At 67.6% G+C, this 17,186-nt stretch carries 17 protein-coding genes; 7 read left to right on the forward strand and 10 right to left on the reverse strand.

The window, feature by feature from the left end; all coding sequences use genetic code 11:
* The coding region (locus tag ACPYOM_RS10350; RefSeq protein WP_481345863.1) for a hypothetical protein at positions 1–647 on the reverse strand (647 nt) is incomplete at its 3' end.
* 246 nt (positions 648–893) lie between these two features.
* Positions 894–1,955 (reverse strand): IS110 family RNA-guided transposase, encoded by a 1,062-nt coding sequence (locus tag ACPYOM_RS10355; RefSeq protein ID WP_481345864.1) that lies wholly within the window; start codon positions 1,953–1,955, stop codon positions 894–896.
* Between the two features lie 372 nt (positions 1,956–2,327).
* Here ACPYOM_RS10355 and ACPYOM_RS10360 point away from each other — a divergent pair, with 372 nt between their 5' ends.
* Entirely contained in the window at positions 2,328–2,930 is a 603-nt protein-coding gene (locus ACPYOM_RS10360) for a ribonuclease H family protein (RefSeq protein ID WP_481345865.1), read from the forward strand.
* Between the two features lie 185 nt (positions 2,931–3,115).
* Here the strand turns inward: ACPYOM_RS10360 and ACPYOM_RS10365 are convergent, their stop codons facing one another.
* Positions 3,116–4,174, reverse strand: coding sequence for a hypothetical protein (locus tag ACPYOM_RS10365; protein ID WP_481345866.1), 1,059 nt, complete (start codon positions 4,172–4,174; stop codon positions 3,116–3,118).
* Between the two features lie 487 nt (positions 4,175–4,661).
* On the opposite strand from ACPYOM_RS10365, the gene ACPYOM_RS10370 reads away from it, so the two are divergent.
* Both ACPYOM_RS10370 and ACPYOM_RS10375 read left to right on the forward strand, forming a co-directional pair.
* Positions 4,662–5,615 carry an ATP-dependent DNA ligase gene (locus tag ACPYOM_RS10370; RefSeq protein WP_481345867.1) on the forward strand — a complete coding sequence of 318 codons (954 nt, stop codon included), beginning with the start codon at positions 4,662–4,664 and terminating at the stop codon, positions 5,613–5,615.
* A 292-nt stretch (positions 5,616–5,907) separates the two neighbouring features.
* A complete protein-coding gene (locus ACPYOM_RS10375; protein WP_481345868.1) occupies positions 5,908–6,099 on the forward strand; it encodes a YegP family protein in 192 nt (63 codons plus the stop codon).
* Between the two features lie 111 nt (positions 6,100–6,210).
* Here the strand turns inward: ACPYOM_RS10375 and ACPYOM_RS10380 are convergent, their stop codons facing one another.
* The 6 genes from ACPYOM_RS10380 to ACPYOM_RS10405 all read right to left on the reverse strand — a co-directional run bounded on the left by ACPYOM_RS10380 (position 6,211) and on the right by ACPYOM_RS10405 (position 12,786).
* Positions 6,211–7,677 (reverse strand): ATP-binding protein, encoded by a 1,467-nt coding sequence (locus tag ACPYOM_RS10380; RefSeq protein WP_481345869.1) that lies wholly within the window; start codon positions 7,675–7,677, stop codon positions 6,211–6,213.
* Positions 7,677–9,119 (reverse strand): SCO6880 family protein, encoded by a 1,443-nt coding sequence (locus tag ACPYOM_RS10385; RefSeq protein WP_481345870.1) that lies wholly within the window; start codon positions 9,117–9,119, stop codon positions 7,677–7,679. The genes ACPYOM_RS10380 and ACPYOM_RS10385 overlap by 1 nt, the downstream gene beginning before the upstream one ends.
* A complete protein-coding gene (locus ACPYOM_RS10390) occupies positions 9,116–10,471 on the reverse strand; it encodes a type IV secretion system protein (protein ID WP_481345871.1) in 1,356 nt (451 codons plus the stop codon). Before ACPYOM_RS10390 ends, ACPYOM_RS10385 begins: the two co-directional genes overlap by 4 nt.
* A gap of 1 nt (position 10,472) precedes the next feature.
* Positions 10,473–11,030, reverse strand: coding sequence for a hypothetical protein (locus tag ACPYOM_RS10395; RefSeq protein ID WP_481345872.1), 558 nt, complete (start codon positions 11,028–11,030; stop codon positions 10,473–10,475).
* Between the two features lie 242 nt (positions 11,031–11,272).
* Entirely contained in the window at positions 11,273–11,569 is a 297-nt protein-coding gene (locus tag ACPYOM_RS10400; protein ID WP_481345873.1) for a DUF6112 family protein, read from the reverse strand.
* Between the two features lie 212 nt (positions 11,570–11,781).
* Positions 11,782–12,786 (reverse strand): C40 family peptidase, encoded by a 1,005-nt coding sequence (locus ACPYOM_RS10405; protein WP_481345874.1) that lies wholly within the window; start codon positions 12,784–12,786, stop codon positions 11,782–11,784.
* A 237-nt stretch (positions 12,787–13,023) separates the two neighbouring features.
* Here ACPYOM_RS10405 and ACPYOM_RS10410 point away from each other — a divergent pair, with 237 nt between their 5' ends.
* On the forward strand, positions 13,024–13,449 hold the full coding sequence (locus tag ACPYOM_RS10410; protein ID WP_481345875.1) for a hypothetical protein: 426 nt from the start codon (positions 13,024–13,026) through the stop codon (positions 13,447–13,449).
* Between the two features lie 349 nt (positions 13,450–13,798).
* Here ACPYOM_RS10410 and ACPYOM_RS10415 read toward each other — a convergent pair whose 3' ends face one another.
* Positions 13,799–14,212 (reverse strand): hypothetical protein, encoded by a 414-nt coding sequence (locus ACPYOM_RS10415; protein WP_481345876.1) that lies wholly within the window; start codon positions 14,210–14,212, stop codon positions 13,799–13,801.
* A 479-nt stretch (positions 14,213–14,691) separates the two neighbouring features.
* On the opposite strand from ACPYOM_RS10415, the gene ACPYOM_RS10420 reads away from it, so the two are divergent.
* The 3 genes from ACPYOM_RS10420 (at position 14,692) to ACPYOM_RS10430 (ending at position 16,997) form a co-directional block, all read left to right on the forward strand.
* Entirely contained in the window at positions 14,692–16,239 is a 1,548-nt protein-coding gene (locus tag ACPYOM_RS10420) for a hypothetical protein (protein WP_481345877.1), read from the forward strand.
* Positions 16,236–16,577 carry a signal peptidase I gene (locus ACPYOM_RS10425; RefSeq protein WP_481345878.1) on the forward strand — a complete coding sequence of 114 codons (342 nt, stop codon included), beginning with the start codon at positions 16,236–16,238 and terminating at the stop codon, positions 16,575–16,577. The genes ACPYOM_RS10420 and ACPYOM_RS10425 overlap by 4 nt, the downstream gene beginning before the upstream one ends.
* A gap of 96 nt (positions 16,578–16,673) precedes the next feature.
* Entirely contained in the window at positions 16,674–16,997 is a 324-nt protein-coding gene (locus tag ACPYOM_RS10430) for a histone-like nucleoid-structuring protein Lsr2 (RefSeq protein ID WP_481345879.1), read from the forward strand.
* The last annotated feature ends 189 nt before the right edge of the window (positions 16,998–17,186 follow it).

The following is a 17,186-nucleotide window of genomic DNA, read 5'->3' on the forward strand; positions in this document are numbered from 1 at the left end:
TAGCTCACCACTGCGTCCGGAACGCCCTGGGCGAAGGCATCTCGCAACGCATCCACCTCTGCGCGCTGTTCCGCCTCGCGTCGCTGGTGGTCATCGATCCACTTGGCGTGCATTGCCTTTGCCCGCTTGAGCTGCTTAAGGCGGGCGTCTTCCTTCTGACGGTAGACCTCCAGCGCGGCGGCGTGATCCCTGTGAGCGGCGGCCACAGCCTCGTCATGTTTGGTCTTGCCGAAGCCGAGCGTGGCCACGAAACCAGTCCTTGGGGCGGGCAGAAACTCTTCGAGCCGCGGCACCTGCAAGGGGGTGTCTACTGCTGTCTGGGGGCGCGGCGGAGGATCGGAGTGCACTTTGAGGCTCTCGAAGTCCAAACGACTATCGGTCAGCAGCGCATCGGCGAGCAAAGTCGCCAGAGCCTCGGTACGAATCTCCAGATCGTCGTTCATCGCCATGACCTCGGCGACTCGGCTCTCGGAGTAGCGCCGCTTCATCTCACGGAGTTCAGCGGCCGTGGCCCGGGCTTGCGCGGCACGAGCGCGCTCGGCGTCGCGCTGTGCTTTGGCAATGGCTCGCTGTTGAGCAGCGTAGGCCCGTTCACGCTCACGTTGGTACTGCAACGACGCCGCCCTGACGCTCCTGCGCTTCGCCATCGCAACCCCCTGCGCACCAGAATGGAATCGGCCTACCTCGGACAATAGCCACCATCGCATCACCTCCGTGAGGGACCGCACGCAGAGACATTCGCGAAGGCAGCATCAACGTGAGAACGGCAGGTGCTGCGCAGGGGCTTCGCCCGTCACTCCTTGGTCACGCCTGGTGCGCTCGCCTGTACGGCCTGCATCGCGCGGTTCATCCATTCGAGCGGTCTGGTCGACGTCCGACGCTCCTATGCTTCGTCAAGCGGCTGCGGCCCCGCTTTCGAGTAGGCGGTAGAGGTCGCGGGCGACATAGCGTGCCAGGCAGCGTTTGATCTCGCGGCCGGTCTTTCCCTCAGCGGTGCGACGAGCGACGTAGTCGCGGGTGGAAGGCTGGTACTGGATACGAACTTGAACCACGGTGTGCAGTGCGTTGTTGAGCTCGCGATCGCCATATCGGTTGAGCCGATAACGGGTGGTGACTTGGCCACTGTTCGCCGGGACCGGTGCCACGCCGGCGAGCATCGCGAACGCCGCCTCGGAGTGGATACGGCCGGGGTGGGACCAGGCGCACAACACGGTCGCGGCCACAATCGGTCCGACGCCGAATGCCTGGAGAAGGTCGGGGCGCCAGTTGCGGATGATGGCCAGGATCGCCTTCTGCAGTTCCCGTGCCTCTTTCAGCATCGCGTGCGCGCGGCGAGCCAAGGTCCGCAGGACCAGCACGGTGCTGGTCGTCTCGGTGTCCCAGGAGGCGTGCACTCGCAGGCTGGCGGCGGTGTTGAGCATCGCTGCAAGCTTCTGGCCGCGGAACCTAGTTCGGATGGGTTCGGGTGCTGCGATGACCAGGCTGAAGACCTGCTGCTGGGCCTCGGTGGAGGCATTGATCGCGGAGCGGCGAGCAGCCAAAAGCACTGACAGTGCTTGGCGATCGCCTCCCGTGCGGGGAGTTCCCAACCGCGGTCGAGCCATCGCCTCACGCGCAGCGCGGATCGCATCGAGCGGGTCGGACTTCGCGCCGTTGCGACGGGCGGCCCGCTTCGGGCGATCCAACTCGATGACGATCTCCGACAGCTCCAACAGGTGACGGCTCAGACCGGCGTCGTGACCACCGGTCCCCTCGATCGCCCAGGCCCGCAACATCGGGTGGTTGTTGGCGAACTCGATCAGCTCGGCATAGCCCGCGGCTGTTGCCTCGACGGTGATCTCGCCGAGTACACCACCGGTCGCGCTGTCGATGACCGCCGCGGAGTGGGTGTGGACGTGGGTGTCGACGCCGATGACGACATCGACCACCCCGCGCAGATCGGTCAGACTGTTCATGCGTTCTCTCCTTCGCCGGATGGGGCGTGGTTCCGGTCCGGGACGGAGGCTCGGCAGGACTGTGATGAGACACATCAGGCGCCGCTAACGCCAGGTGGTCAAGCTCCTGATCAGGCCAGCTCCTCCAACCGGGCCGGGGCTGGTGACCACGAGCGGACAGGTCGCACGAAGGCACAAAAGCCAGTCATTCCGGGGGGTCACACTCGTGGTTACCAACCACAGCCCAGCACCTTCAGGCTGCGTTGGCGATCCTCACAGTCATACCGCCGCACACGAGCGGCCTCGGGGATGAGGGCGGGGGACGGACTCGAAGCCGTTAGCCTCCAGGCAACATCATGGATCAGTCCATACCGACGGCTAGGAGGCCCAGCCATGACGGCAGCCACGGTGGTGTACACGGATGGCGCTTGCGAACGCAATCCGGGTGGCCGAGGTGGATGGGGGTGGGTGGTCGACGAGCACACGTTCGGTCTGGGCGGGGACCCGTCGACGACAAACCAGCGGATGGAGATCCGGGCCGCTCTGGAAGCGGCCCACGCCCTTCCCCGACCGCTGACGGTGTGGTCGGACTCGAAGTACGTCGTCGATTGCTTCGACAAGGGTTGGTGGCGCAGGTGGCGGGCCAACGGATGGAAGGCCGCGCAGAAGAAGCCGGTCGCGAACCGGGACTTGTGGGAGCCGCTGGTCGAGGCGGCGTCCGCGGATGTCACGTTTCGATGGGTGAAGGGCCACTCCGGAGCAAACCTCAACGAGGTGGCTGACCGGTTGGCCAATGCCGGCATGCTGGGCCAGCCCGTCACCCCACCGCTGGATCTCTCCGAGATGGTGGCGGTCGCAGCCAAGGCCGGACCGCGCTTTGTGGTGCATGCCAAGTGGAGAGCCGCGTGCAAGGTGTGCGGCGACTACTACACGGAAGGAACGAGCGTCACCAAGAACGAACTGGGCTGGGTGCACGAGGAGTGCGCGGCGATCTAGGCTTGGGTCGCAAAGGTCCTCGTGGTCCGCGTTGTTGCTGAGCCTTGCGGCCGTTCATTGGGGCTTGCCCGAGGCCGCCCAACTCGCGATCGCCTTTCGATCATGCCGTGGTACGTGGCCGCCATCCGCATCACTTCGCCGCACAGCGGACGGCCAGCGCCTCCACCAATGCCCGTCAGTCCACATCAATCCGGTGTGAACAGCCTCGTCCGAGTTGGCGCGTCAGAACGCCGATCTGATACGTCGAGGCGCTTCGCACTGCGCGACTTGGCTGACTGAGCCCAGCCGTCCGCTCGAACCTGGCGCATCTGCCCAGCTAGCCGCTGCGCGCGCCTCATCGGAACGAACCGTCGAGAAGAACTGCCCGGGCGGCCGCGTCGACTCGTGCCGGCTGCGGCACGGCCCATGCCTGCCCCATCACTCTTCGCGATCGCCTCAAGAGCCTCCTCAATCATCTCAGCGCGCTCAAGGCGAAAGCGATTGCGGTACACCAGTTCCGCACGCGCAGCTGTGAAGGCCGACCCCACAGCCATGAAGACCATTAAAGTTACAGCCACGATCCTCAATGCGTCGATGTGACCGAATCGCAGCAGCAATAGGGCTGCGGCAACGCTCACACCGGTGACCGCCAGTAGCAACGTCTGGCGCGCTAGGAACCTCAAGACCTTAACTCCCGGAACCCGGAGCGTGGCTTCGCCGACTTGAATGACGCCGAAACCTGCTCGCGGACAATCGCCCCACGACAAGCCAGGGATCATTTCGTTTGCCTTGTCGATGCATTGCGCCTCAACGTCGCTCCGCATTGACGAGAGACGCTCGACGAATGCACTCTTCAGGGACTCGTGCAGAGGCTCGTTTACGTGCTCGCGTGTCACTTCAGCATATATAGCCTCCAGACTCGAATCCGCCTCCCAAGTCGCTGCCAAGCCCCTGCGCCTCACCAGACCGAACCAGAGGCCGAGGTTCACCGTTATGAAGAACGATCCGGCGAGGACATTGAAGCCCCAGAGCATCCCCCAACCGCCAGTGATTATGAGACCGGTCGCAATGCCGGTCGCGACGGAGGTGAAGAGGCCGATCAAAGGCAGGATCATCCACTGCTCATAGCGCCTGCGATGTTCGTCCCGCGGATAGATGCGGACGCCGATGACAATCTTGTTGTTGAAGGCGCTCCTGGCCAAGAAGCCAAGGATAAGCACCAACGCTAGCCACCAAAGAGTGAAGATCAGCGCTGGCTCGCTCATGTTTCGGACGACTCGCGGTCAGCTGGGCGGGCGGGCGTCCCATGCGGGCGACGGAGAGTTTGCATGAGTACATTACATCGCGGCCCACTGACAACACACTCGCGGACGCAGCCCGGGTCGGGAGCCAGAGGACACCTTGGCGCCCGCGCCCCACGCGGCTGGATTCGCGCGCTTGTTGCCTCAGCCCTGTCCCGTCGTCAGTGGTCATGCGCCTACGTCTTTCCGCCGCAACTGATCCGCCCCGAGTTGGAGATCTAGTGTTGTCGCGCGGCGTCGGCATGGTCGGCTAGCCGTGGTACGCCGAGAGCTGCCGTTCGGTCGTGGCCGGAGCCGGCGGCGGCTTGCTGCCATCAACGGGCCAGTGGCCGCGTTGAGCTGTGCCCGCGCGTAGGAAGCCAACCGGTGGTCGCGGTTCGAGTTGGTCTTGAGCCGGGTTACCGGCCTCCGGCGGCTGCGGTGACTGTCGCGGTGGTGCATTGTGGATGGCATGCCAGCGGTGTCGTTGCGTGTGCCGGTCGCGCTGGCTCGGCGCGTCGATGACCTCGTGCCCTCAGGGGCTAGGGATCTGGTGTGGGAGCCGAAGTGGGACGGCTACCGCGCACTGGTCGGTGGTGGTCGCATCTACTCGCGCAACGGCACCAACCTCACGCCGCTGTTTCCCGAGCTGACGCCCGTTCTGAGCGCGCGCTTACCAAGCGACCTGGTGCTGGACGGAGAGGTGATTGCCTGGGACCCGGTAGCGGGCCGACTGGACTTCGAGGGTCTGCAGGCCCGGATGACTGCCGGTCGGCGGATCCGGGCGGTGGCCGCGCGCCGCCCCGCCCAACTCGTTGTGTTCGATGTGCTGGCGGGTGGAGGCGAGGACCTTCGCGGCCGTCCCCTGCGCGAGCGCCGCGCGGTGCTCGAGCAAGCTCTGGTCCGTATGGGTTCCCCGATCGTGCTTTGCCAGCAGACCGCTGACGTGCCCCTCGCGCGAGAGTGGTTTCGAACACTGACCGCTGGTGGCATTGAGGGGCTGGTCATCAAGGACGCCGGCGGCACCTACCCGACCGTGCCGGGTCAACGAGTGTGGTGGAAGGTGAAAGCGAAGCAGACGCTGGACATGCTCGCGGTCGGGTTCACCGGGGACCCGGCCGCCCCTACGGCGCTTGTGCTGGCGTTCCCGGGTGACGTCGACGAGGAGGGTCGACCAGTCACGGCGGGATCGACGACTTCACTGCCGAAGGCAGTCGGTAAGGCGCTCTCGCCTTTACTCCACCCAAGCGGCGAGACGTTCGAGCGCACCTTCGCCTGGGGCTCAACCGAACCGACCGAAGTGACGGTCATCGCGCCCTTCGTTGTGGAGGTAGAGGCGGACGCCTCCGCGGCACCCGGCGTGCTCCGCCACGCCGTGCGACTGCACAGGACTAGGCCCGACCTCGACCCGGCGGACGTCGCCTGAGCCAGTAGCCCAAGACCTGCGCCGGCTCGGCCAACCGCGGGTCTGACAGTTCGGGCATCGATGGAACGAGACAACGGCCGCCAGACAACGCGATCAGTGGCCCGAGCGAGTGTGTCTGCCGTTCAGAGCTGGGGCCTGCTGCAGGCGCGAAGGCTCGGTCACCGGACGCGTGAGCGCTCAGTGGGACCGGCTGCGCCGGGCAGCCCGGGACAGGTGCGTATGGCACTCGGCGGGTTGCCAAAGCGGTGGGCCGGGTACGGGCGCCATAAGACCAAGCCGAGAAGGAGAGGACATGGCTGCGAAGTTCCGCGTCGTCCACCAGCCGGGCAAGGGCTATCACTTCAATCTGGTCGCCACCAACGGGCAGGTGATCGCAACAAGTGAGAACTACGAGACCCACCGAGCGTGCTTGGCGGGCATCGAATCGGTCCGGAAGAACGCCCCCGACGCGGAACTGGACGACCCGACCGGCAAGAAAGACTGACCAGAGCCCGGGCCGGCACCTGGGCCGAGTCCGTGGATCCGACCCCCACCAAGTGTTGGGCCCGGCTGAAGGCAACCAGCCTCACTCCCGCAAGTGACGGCCGCCGGTCTTTCAGAGCCGCATGCGGGCGTTGGTGTCAAACAGGGAGAGTTCGCCCTCGGTGGCGACGTGGCGCACCACGAAGGAGCGTTGGCCAACGCGCCAGAGGCCTTCCCCTTGTTGCAGGTCAGGAAGTTGGGCCAGTTCGGCGCTGGACAAGCCGAGCTCGCGGGCGGCCAGCGGCGCCTCGCTCACCTCTTGTTGGTAGATCACCTTTGTCGAGCAGTCGCCCAGGAGGCCTCGCGCGAGGGCGCGGGACTCTGAGCCGGAGTCGCCGACCGCGTCGAGGTCGGAGAGGCGGTGGACCACGAGCAGGTTGGCGATGCCCAGGCCGCGGGAGAGCTTCCACTGTGACTGCATGCGGGCCAGCAGTGCTGGCTGGCGCATGAGCCGCCACGCCTCGTCGTAGATCACCCAGCGATGACCACCGTCGCTGCCCGCCAGGGCGGACTCCATCCAGGCCGAGGCACAGGTCATGACCATGGCGATGAGCTGGTCGGAGCCCTGGATGCCGGACAGATCAAGGGAAACCATGGGCAGGTCTGGGTCGAAGGCGACGGTAGATGGGCCGTCGAAGAGGCCGGCGAGGTCGCCTGCGACGAGGCGTCGCATCGCATGGCCGAGGTCTCGACCGTCCCGGGTCAGCTCACTGATGCTGGCTCCCGCAATCGCTTCGGCGGGCTGGAGCAGCGCCTCGACGACCGTCGGCAGCGTGGGGGTTGCCGACGTCCGCACGGTGTGTGCGAGGGCTGCATCCAGGGCCGTGTGTTCGATGGAGGCGAGGGGGCGGCCGAGGGCTGACTGGGCGAGTGAGCCGAGGAGGACGCGGCGTCGGGTGGTCAGGACCGCCTCCCATTGAGTGTCGCCGAGGCCGTGGTCGCGTGGCCCGGGGTCGAGGGGGTTGAGGCGGTTGCCTGCGCTGCCGCCGAGGCGGATCGCGGCGCCCCCGACGGCCTCTGCGACGACGGTCCATTCACCCTTGGGGTCGCCGGGGACGTAGACGCGGCGGCCGAAGGCGATGGATCGGGTGGCAAGCGACTTGGCCAGGCAGGACTTGCCCTTGCCGACCACGCCGGCGAGAAGGCAGTTCGGGTTGGTCAGCACGCCCTGTTGGTAGAGGACCCAGGGGTCGAAGCAGAACCCGCCACCGGACCAGGCGTCCTGGCCGACGTAGACGCCGGCGCTGCCGAGGCCGGCCTCGGCGAGGAACGGGTAGGCGCCAGCCACGACATCGCTGGTGGCTCGATGCGGCGGTAGGCGGAAGCGGCGTCGGGACCGCAGCGCTTCGGGGCCGCCCTCGCCGCCGGGCGAGGCGTAGGGCTCGGGCTCGCGCAGGCGGACGGCATTTCCTGTGCCGACGTCCTCGCGCACGTCGGCCGGTCTCGCGCGGTAGGCGCGCAGCCTGTGCCGGGCGTCGGCAGGCGCGTAGAAGCCACCGGCGTGGGACCGCGCCGACGCGCCATCGTGTCGCCTGCGCATCAGTTCACCTTCCGGGCCAGGGGTAGGGCTGCTGACGCGAAGGCACGCGCCTGCTGCCCGTAGAGGCGTCGCGTCTCGCAGCCGGACTGGACCGCTGCGCGTGCGATCTCGGCGATGGCTGCCTCCAGCTCCTCTCGGCTGGGCGCCGTGATGGTCACGAGGCCGGTGAATCGGACGTCGGCGTGCCCGGCGATTAGGGCGCGTTCGCGTTCGAGGACGTCTTCCCCCTCGACGCGGTCGGCGAGGTCGGCCATGACTCCAAGTCGTGCCTTCTGGCTGGCTTCCGTGGCGTACTCGACCCTGGCCTTGCGGATGTCGCGCATGGCCTCGTCGGCAGGCACCGGCTGGTAGGTGATGGAGAGGGTCTTGCGGATGCCAGGCTGGAACACCAGGGTGTGCAGGAAGAACGGCGGCGCGGACACCCGGGGCCAATCGCTGATCCAGAGCACGGCGGAGTAAGCGCTGTCGTGGCGGACGTGGTCCCACTGTTCGTCGACGGCCATCGGGCCTGCGGTTGCCAGTGTGCAGGGCACGTCGCTGTCGGTGTCGTAGCCGGGGTCGTACGCGCCGCGCAGTGTGGCTGCGAGGTCCGGTTCGTCGAGCCAGCTGACGAGCTGAAGGTCGGCCGAGCGCAGGCTGCTTTCGAACGAGGTCATCTCCTGCTTGAGGAAGGCGGTGGCGCCGGCGATCCCGCGGCCGGCCTGCCGGATGTGCGCGTGCGCAAGACGCAGGTCAAGTGACAGAGCTACGAGGGTCCGGTGGGTGGAGGCCGCAGGCGCCGCTGTCTTCATGAGCCGCTCGTATTCGATGACGGCCCACTGCTTGGGTGACTTGAGGCCGTGCTGGTCCCACCACCCGGTGATGCCCCGGCCGGCGTCGGGGAGGGAGATCTCCAGGACCTGAACCCGCGTACCGGTCCCCGAGGATGCCAACGCAGCCAGGGCACGGCCCCAGCCGTGGACTCGCCTGGCCTGTTCTTGCGGGGCCAGCAGGACGTACGCCGGGTGGCTGAGCAGCCCTGCGACGGTGAGGGTTTGCGCGTGCGGGTCGTGCAGCATCGCGGTGCCGTCCTTCTCGACAAGGAACCGCAGGGCCGCGGCGTCGCCGGGTAGGGCCAGAGTGCCGGTGGGGCGCGGCTTGTCGGGTCGCGCGCGGTACCTGGTCTGCGTGCTTGCGGCTCGGGTCGCGTAGTGCGCACCTGTCGGCAGGGCCTCAACGACCGGGCGGTGGCCCCATCGCAGGAAGGCCAGGGCGAGGAAGCCGGCCCAGACAGGCATGCTCGTGATCGCACCGATGGTGCTGGCGGCGACCATCGAGCCGATGAGGACCAGGGCCGCGGCTGCCACGCACAGGACGCGCGGGGTCGACAGCCCGAGCAGGAGGCCGCGACGGGGCAGTCGCGCGAATCGGACGGTGAACGGCCTGGTGGTGGTGTCGGTCATGAGCTGCTCCCGGAGGTGCTCGACGGTTGGTGCTTCATCGGGGCCGCCGACGGGGGGGCGTTGGAGGCGGGGACCGCTGAGTGTGGCCCGCTTGCGCCACCCACAGACGCCGCGTTCTCGGTGGCTGACCCGACGGTGTTCGTGGCGGTCTTGAGTGCCGCTCCGGCGGCGATGGCGCCGATGGCTGGGACGGCCGCCGAGGTGGCGGCTGCGGCTCCACCAGTCGACGCGGCCGTCCCAGCCTGCCTTGAAGCGCCGCCGCCTCCGAGGGTGACCGGCGAAATGCCGGATCCTGCGCCGGCGATCGCGGGGCGGGGTGGTGCAGGCGGCAGACCACCGCCGCGGTGCCAGCCGCTGCCCCGGCTCCCGAGGCTGCCCGTCAGGGCCCGGGCGGAGCCCTGCAGGGCCGCCACCTTGTGCGGCGCGGCTATCGCGGCCTGCGCGCCGGCAGCGGTGTGCCCCGCCGCGGCATGCGCGGCGTGGATGCTGTCGCCGGCGAAGTGGAACATGCGGATGGCCATCCACGGTGCGAACCCCCCGAGGAGCAGTATCAGTGCCCCACCGGCCAGCTGCGTCGTCTGCTGGCCGGGGTCAGATCCCGCCTGTCCGGCGCCGTTGATCACGGCGACGCCCATGCTGAGGATGATGACGAGCAGGAGCTTCGAGGCGATCATGGCCGCGACGAGTTCTATCCACCTGCGGACCCAACCTCGAGTGAAGTCGGCGGTGGCGCCGGCGAAGGCGAGGGGCGCCAGGACCGCTGCCACTAGCAGCATCAGCTTGCGGATCATCATCGCTGCCCAAACGACGACGACCGCGGCGAGGATCACGAGCGCGAAGAGGATGATGACCGCCGGGTTCTGCATCGCGGCTAGGTTGCCGAAGGAGAGCGCGCCTCCGAGGCCGTCGATGTCGGTGCCGAGCGTGTACTGCACGACGCCGTTGCTCAGTGAGTCGACCGCGCCGAGCAGCAGCCGAGTGGTTCCCAGCGCGAAGGCTGAACCGACGAAGCTGATGACTAGTCCACCGCACGCTCTTGCGAGGGCGATCGGGCGTCCGCGAACGGCCGCGGCGGTGACCTGCACGAGAAAGAGTCCAATGCAGAGCACCGCGGCGATGGCGCCGGTCACGGCCATCTCCCGCAGCAGCCGCGGCGAGGTCAGGTCGAGGGTGGTCGCGTCGTTGAGCTCCTTCCAGAGCCAAGAGGTGGCGCTGTTGGCGGCGGTGCCGAAGGAGGTTGCGATGCTGCCGAACGCGCCTTGGGCAACGTCGGCGGCGACGCCCGTGCCAGCCTGGGCGGCGCCGGTCGCCAGGCAGACGGGGTTGAGCTGGAAGATGCCGTCGCAGGCCATGTCAGCTCACCTGTACAGCCGTGTAGGAGATCACCGCGACGCAGCCCCACGTCGACCGGCTTGGCGGGCCCTCGAGGTTCATCGTGATGCCCACGGAGAAGGTCAAGGTGTGCCGTCGCCCGTCGACGTCGGTGGTCCGAGAGACGGTCGCGCTCACGTCGCGGGCGGTGATGCCCGGGTCGGTGACGCGTCCGGCCGAGACCGCGTTGGTCCAGGCGAATGGCTCTTCGACTCGGTCGATGACAACTCGCGTTGTGGCCTTTTGCAGCGCCAGGGACGCCCAGTCGCGGGCGTTCGGCACTGGCGCAGGCTCTGCGCCGTTGTCGGTTGCCGAGAAGACGGCCAGCTTGTGGCGCAAGTCCGGCGGCACCATGCCCACCACGAGAGGATCGGTGGTGGTGGCCGATTCCCCTTGGACCCAGGCCAGGAGTTCGTCGCGGGGGCGGGAGTAGTCCTGGGTGAGGAGGCGGCGGACGAACTCTGCCGCATAGAGGTCCGGCTGCCGCGAGGCCTCGCCCGCGATTCGGGGGAGGGACGGCACCATCTCAACGGCTGGCATCACCTGCAGGCGGCCGATCTCGGCGGCCGGGGCGTTCTCGGCCTCATTGGGCCCAGCCGTGCCGTTCGGCGCCGGCGTCAGGTCTCGGAGTGGCTCTGACGTCGCCGGGGGTGGCACGGGGACTGAGGCGCCGGGGTCCGCGCCTGTCGAGCGTCCGGTCGCGGCGAAGGCGGTAGCTCCGCTCGCGAGAGCCAGGAGCGCGACCGCGACCATGAGTCGTGAGCGGGGGCGCCGTGGAGGCCTCATCGGACCGCGGCGCCGGCGCTGCTGAAGAAGTTGACCAGAGTGTTGGCCGCCCCGATGAGCATCGCGGCACCGACAGACACCAGGACGCCGGTCTTGCCCCTGCCGGCCACGTGGGGGTTCGACGAGTGGGAGCCGATCGCCCACGCGATGGAGGAGAGGGCCACTCCAGCGACCGCGGCAACGAGGCCAAGCGTCAGGAGTCCACCGACGATGCGCTGCAGTGCGGCGATGCCGGGGACGCCGTCGGTGTTCGGTGCGATGTCGTTCGCGAGCGTGATGATGGAGGCGTACATGACGGAACCTTTCGCAGCCTTACGCGGACGAGTCGCCGCGCGTAGTCGTCCTAGGGATTGGTCGGGGCACTATTCGGCCACTGGCGCGAAGGTGGAGCTGCGTTCGTCGCGCCGGGTCCGGATCGCTTGAGCCACAGCGGGATACAGACCGGACTGGCACGGGCGCGGTTCAAGAGCGGGAAGGAAGACCACCTGAGGGCGGCGTGATCGGTTCAGGAGATGTGCCTCAGGCCGGCCAGTCCCTTGTTGATGAAGGAGCGCAGAGTCACGATGCGAACGACGTCGCCGGTTCGCGGGGCGTTCACGACGAGACCGTTGCCGATGTACATGCCGACGTGACCTGGCCGAGCGAGCGTGCCGAGAGACCCAGGGATCATCACAAGGTCTCCTGGCTGCAGCGCGCCGATGGTCGTCGGAGTGCCATCCGCCAGCTGCTGGCCGACAACCCTGCCGATCCCGACACCACCTCGAGCCCATGCCTGTTGAGTCAGGCCGGAGCAGTCAAAAGCACCCGGTCCGTTGCCGCCCCATTGGTAGGGCTTACCGAGCTGCGCCAGGGCGAAGGCGACGGCCGCGCGGGCCGGTGCACTTGTTGATGGCGGAATCGCGTAGGTCTCCGGAAGGCCGTAGTCGTCCGCTGCCCCCGGCTCGAGGACATCGAGGGGTGCGGCGCCGCAGTCGGGTTGGGGCCCTCCGTCGATGGTCGCGAGGATCGATGCTGCCCGCCCCGCCCGCGCGAGGTAGTTCCCACCGACGACGGTGGAGCCGCGATTCGATGATGTCGGTGTGCCGGTGAAGGCCGAGCGCTGAACCATCTGGGCTGCATTCCAGGGAGTCATCGCGCGCCAGTTCGGCACGGCGATAAGGGCATCGAGGAAAAGGTTCGTGGACGCAGTGGGGCTCATCCGCTCCGCGGCCGTGCCCCAGCCCGGGCGTTGCTGGAACAAGCCGAGCGAGTCATGGTCGTGGCCGATGCCCTGGTTCGGGTAGGCGTCTCCGGAGGGGTCGTTTGGGTTGGCGAGGACGCGCAGGTCTGACTCGGCGAGGCCGACCATGAGAGCGATCAGTGCTGCCTGGTCACCTTCCCGTTGGCGGGCCACCGCGACGATCGTGCGTGCGTTCTGCGCCTGCGACGGGCTCAGGCCGGCAATGGGTCCGCTCGATACGCAGGCGGGGAGCGCCTCGTTCGCTTGGGTCGTGGTTGCTGCAACCGTCACGAGCCCGAGGGTGCCGGCTGCTCCGGCCAGGAGGGCGGCGACGCCAGCTACGGCGGGAAGTGCGGGCATGGCCTTGTGACGACCGGACGGGGGCACCATCGTGCCCTGGCTTCCGAGTGGTGCCCCAAGAAGGGGGTCAGATTTGCGAAGGAGGTGGGTTGCATGGGTCTGTTTCGGCGCGCGGTACCAGGGCCACCGAGGTCGCAACACTCGGCCAGCGCCGAGGAAGCGCGCCGCTTGGCGCTGGAGCTCGCCGGCCGGTCCCCGGGCCAGTTCGTCGACGTCATGGTCCGCGGCATCGTTCTGGAGCCGGGCGAGACTGCTTATCGCGATTTCCGCTTGTGGCTTGCTCACGAGGTCAGCGGCGGATGGTCTTCGCCTCTCATGACGACTGCGCTTCTGACCGAGCGCCGACTGAGGGTCACGCTGCCGGACCGACGCGTGGTCTCGTTGTGGTGGGGGTCGTTGGTCGGCTTTCACGTGGACCTGGGGCGCGGGGCCTGCGTGCTCGACTACGGCGACGGCAATGCCCGGCTGCTCACGGGGCCGGACACGCCTTCGGTGGCGGTTCTCGGTGTAGCCGTGCTCTACGGCGTGCAGGCGTTGGCTACACACGACGGGCTCGCGCCGATCCGCGACGACGTGGCTGCCCGCACCTGTTGAACTTGGCGACGGGCGTATGTCCGTTGCTTATCGGTCAACGACGCGCCCTCCACATAGAGCCTCAGCAGCCCGGGCCCGCCTGATGGCGAGCCGGCCATGAGGCGGTGAACCGCTCGACGTTGAGAGGCAGTGAACCCCAGCTGCTCCAACATCCGCTTCGTGCAGGCCCGGGAGTTGCCACCCGCGACCTTCGCTGTGACGGTCTGCAGCGGGTCCGCTGCGCCACGTGCCCGTGCAGCCTCGATGCGGGAGATGAAGACGTCGAACACCGGGCCGAGCTTGAGCTCGGAGGCCGAGTGAGTGTCGAGGTCGAGCTGCGTCGCGGCCCAGGATTCAAAGTGGCTATCACTCATGACGCGACGTCCATGGGATCGACATCGGTGAAGGCAACCGGGTCCCCGGGTGCGACGTGCGTCAGGCCATGAAGGGCATCGTTCTGGGCCGCGCGAGCGGATCCGCCGGCTCCTCGGGTGGCGACGCCGCGCAGCTTGATGAACAGGCGTTCCGCCGAGAGGCGCCTGGCTTCGTGCTCGTGATCCATGAGCCACTCCATGGCGGACAAGAGCTCGTCGGTCGAGTGCTCCGGTGTCACCGGTATCGCGGATCGGGAGCCGAGGGGCGTGACCAGGCACAGACCGCGCGTGCAGATGGCCTGTTGCACGGCGAACCACAAGGCCTCGCGTTCAGGTGATGGTTGGTTGAGGGGTGGGCACGCCCTGAGCGATGTCGCGAGAAGACGACCCCTGGTCTCACTCTGCTTCATGACAGTTCCTCGCTTGCCTCGGCGACGCTCGCCGCGTCGCACCTTCCATTCGTTGTCCTCTTGGTCGGCGCGTGCTCGCAGGAGCCGAGAACGATTCTGTGGAAGTTCGACACCTGCGCGCCGAAGTTCTCCACAGGGCAGTTCTTGCGACTTGACCCGACGGGAGCCGGTGGCGGTGGCCCGGCGGGCGGTCGAGGCTCCAGCGAGCCGCCATGTGCACATTTCATGCCGTACGTCGCGTATGGCTCGATCAGCGTGTCACCGGCGAACTGACCCGGCGCGGCGAAGCACGCCGGACCGGTCTGCGCAGTCGCGTCTGGCAACGACGGTCGCCGAGGCGCGAGCCTGCGCGTCGCGACAGCCAGGAGGTTCATGACTCCAGTCAGGCAGTGGCGTGCCTGGGGCAACATGACCTCGCAATGCACTCCCAGTGCACTCAGCCCGACGAGTGGTGCCCCGAGTCGTCCGGATGTGAGTCCATGGGCATGGTGGTCACGGAGTGGACGCCACGGGAAGCCTGTTGGCTGCAGAAGGCGCTCAGGCTCACCAACGAGGCGTATGCCGAGCGCTTGGGGTGTGCGCCCCGGACCGTTGCCAAGTGGCACGCCAACTCGACGATGCGTCTGACCCTTGACCTCCAGCAGGCGCTCGACACCATGCTCACGCGAGCCGCAGATGAGGAGCGTGAGCGCTTCGACGGCCTTTCAGGTCAGATCGAAGCCGGCGCCTCAGATCTGCGTCGGTGGAAACGGCGACTCGACGCAGACCCGAGCCTTTCGGAAGCCCTCCAAGGGCTGGATACCAGGCGCGGCGCGCCGCCAGGCGCCGCCCGCGCCGATCTTCTTGCCCATCTAGCTTCGACCGGGCCTGGCGGCGTGCATCAAAGGATCCGGGCGCGCGGCAAGGCAGGCCGCGGCGACATCGCGCGGGAGTTACGTCGGTTCTACGGGGCGATGCCTGACGGTCACGGTTTCCTTCTTGTGGACGGGCCGCTTGGCCTGGAGCCCACGTCCCTCGTCAGCTCTGACCTGTGGATGGCCCTGCGGTCCGAGTTGCTAGCCCGGGAAGGACCGTTCCGTCTGGTGCATGACGCCGCGCCGAGCGATGTTGCCGCGGACGATCAGCTCCACGATGCCGCCATTGCACGCCTCGCGGAAATCGTTGTGGCCCGAACGCGATTCATCGATGCGCCGATCTTCCGGCTCACCAGCGCACCGGATGGCACACAGCCGTCAATGCACTTCGCCCTGGACACGTTCTCCAGGTACGCGCTGACCTGGGACCTGCTCGAGACAGAGCTGTGTGGCGTCGTTGCCGGGGAACGAGTCGGGCACAACCTGCGCCAGCAACTGATGCCCAGTCCGGTGGAACTCTTGAGGCCCGAGCTGCGAGTCTGTGCCGGCGGGGGACAAGCGCTGTGCGCATTTGCTAGACCACCAGACGCTGGGCAGCGCGCGGACTACGTCTTGCTCGTTCAGGAACGGAGTTCGCGGGTTGTGAACGCGTCGGGGCTCCTGGCAACCATTCCGAAGTGCTTCCACCAGCCGATGGCGGACGCCGGCCGTGAGGTGAACGTCGGTGCAAGCCTGCGACGCGAGCTGGAAGAGGAGCTCTTCGGGCGCGAAGAGCTCGACGGCAGCCACGGCCATCGGGCTCTCGCCGCGCCAATGCATCCCTCGCGGATGAGCGAACCGATGCGGTGGCTCGACGTCGCGGAGGGGTGGGAGATGATGCTCACCGGATTCGGGATCAACGCCGTCACCGGCAACTATGAACTGCCGGCGCTCGTGGCGGTACACGACGAGGAGTTCTGGAGGCGCTTCGGCGGAGCCATCGAAGCGAACTGGGAGGCCGCCCGCCTACGGGTCTACTCCAGCCTCGACCGGGACGGGTTGGTGGCGCTCATCCATGACCCGGGGTGGTCCAACGAGGGGCTGGTGGCTTTCGCACTAGGGTTGAAGCGACTCGCCGAACTGAACCCAGAACGAGTGACCCCACTGCCTTTCGAGATCGGAGTCGCCAGTTGAGCATCGCCGTTGGTAATGCGTTCGAGGACGGTAGCCCGTACAGGGGCTGGCTGGTCGGCAGTTTCATCGAGCCGGAGGGAAGCGTCCGCCATTCGCGGGACGTCGAGATCAAGTGGGGCATCCATGAGGCCGGTGAGGAGCGAGCCGAGTGGACCGAGGGCGAGACGCGTACGTCGATCCTCATCCTCATCTCCGGTCGCTTCGTGCAGAGGCTGCCCGATCAGGAGGTCGAGCTGGTGAAACCGGGTGACTACGTCATGTGGGGGCCGGGCGTCGTGCACGCCTGGCGCGCCATCGAGCGTTCGACGATGCTCACAGTTCGCTGGCCAGGTGCTTGAGCCAATAACCGCTGACGCCTGCGCCTGGCTTAGTCCATCGCTTGCGAACTGGCGCGCCAGGTATAGGCACATGGCCGACGCCAGTACGTTGAGGGCATGGCATCGCAGACCATCACGATTTTGGTTGACGACATTGACGGCAGTGATGCCTCCGAAACGGTGAGCTTCTCGCTGGACGGCATCGACTACGTCATCGACTTGAGCGAAGCCAATGCTGCGGCTATGCGTCGGGCACTTGGGTCGTGGGCTTCGGCTGGCCGTCGCCTTGATGGAGGACCGTCGTTGCATCGTGTGCTCAAGCCGGTGGGCGACTCCCGGGGTGCCTTGATCCGCGCGTGGGCCGCCAGAGAGGGTCTTGCCGTGCCGGCTCGGGGGCGAATCCCGAAGGAAGTGCAACGCCAGTACGACGCCGCCCACTGACGTGACAGCGGCGAGCTTGCGCCCGGCAGCCGGGTACACCGCGAGAACCTCAGCCATCGGACCCGCGGTCGGGGGTCGTAGACGCTCGGTTCGCCGTTCGACCGACGCGAGCCGCTTCCCGTCGAAGCACCCCGACAGGCATGCCTAGGAGCGTCGCGGCGCGATCCAGGCCTGAGACAGCGATCAGCT

The organism is Monashia sp. HAY1-2A, assembly GCF_056755315.1.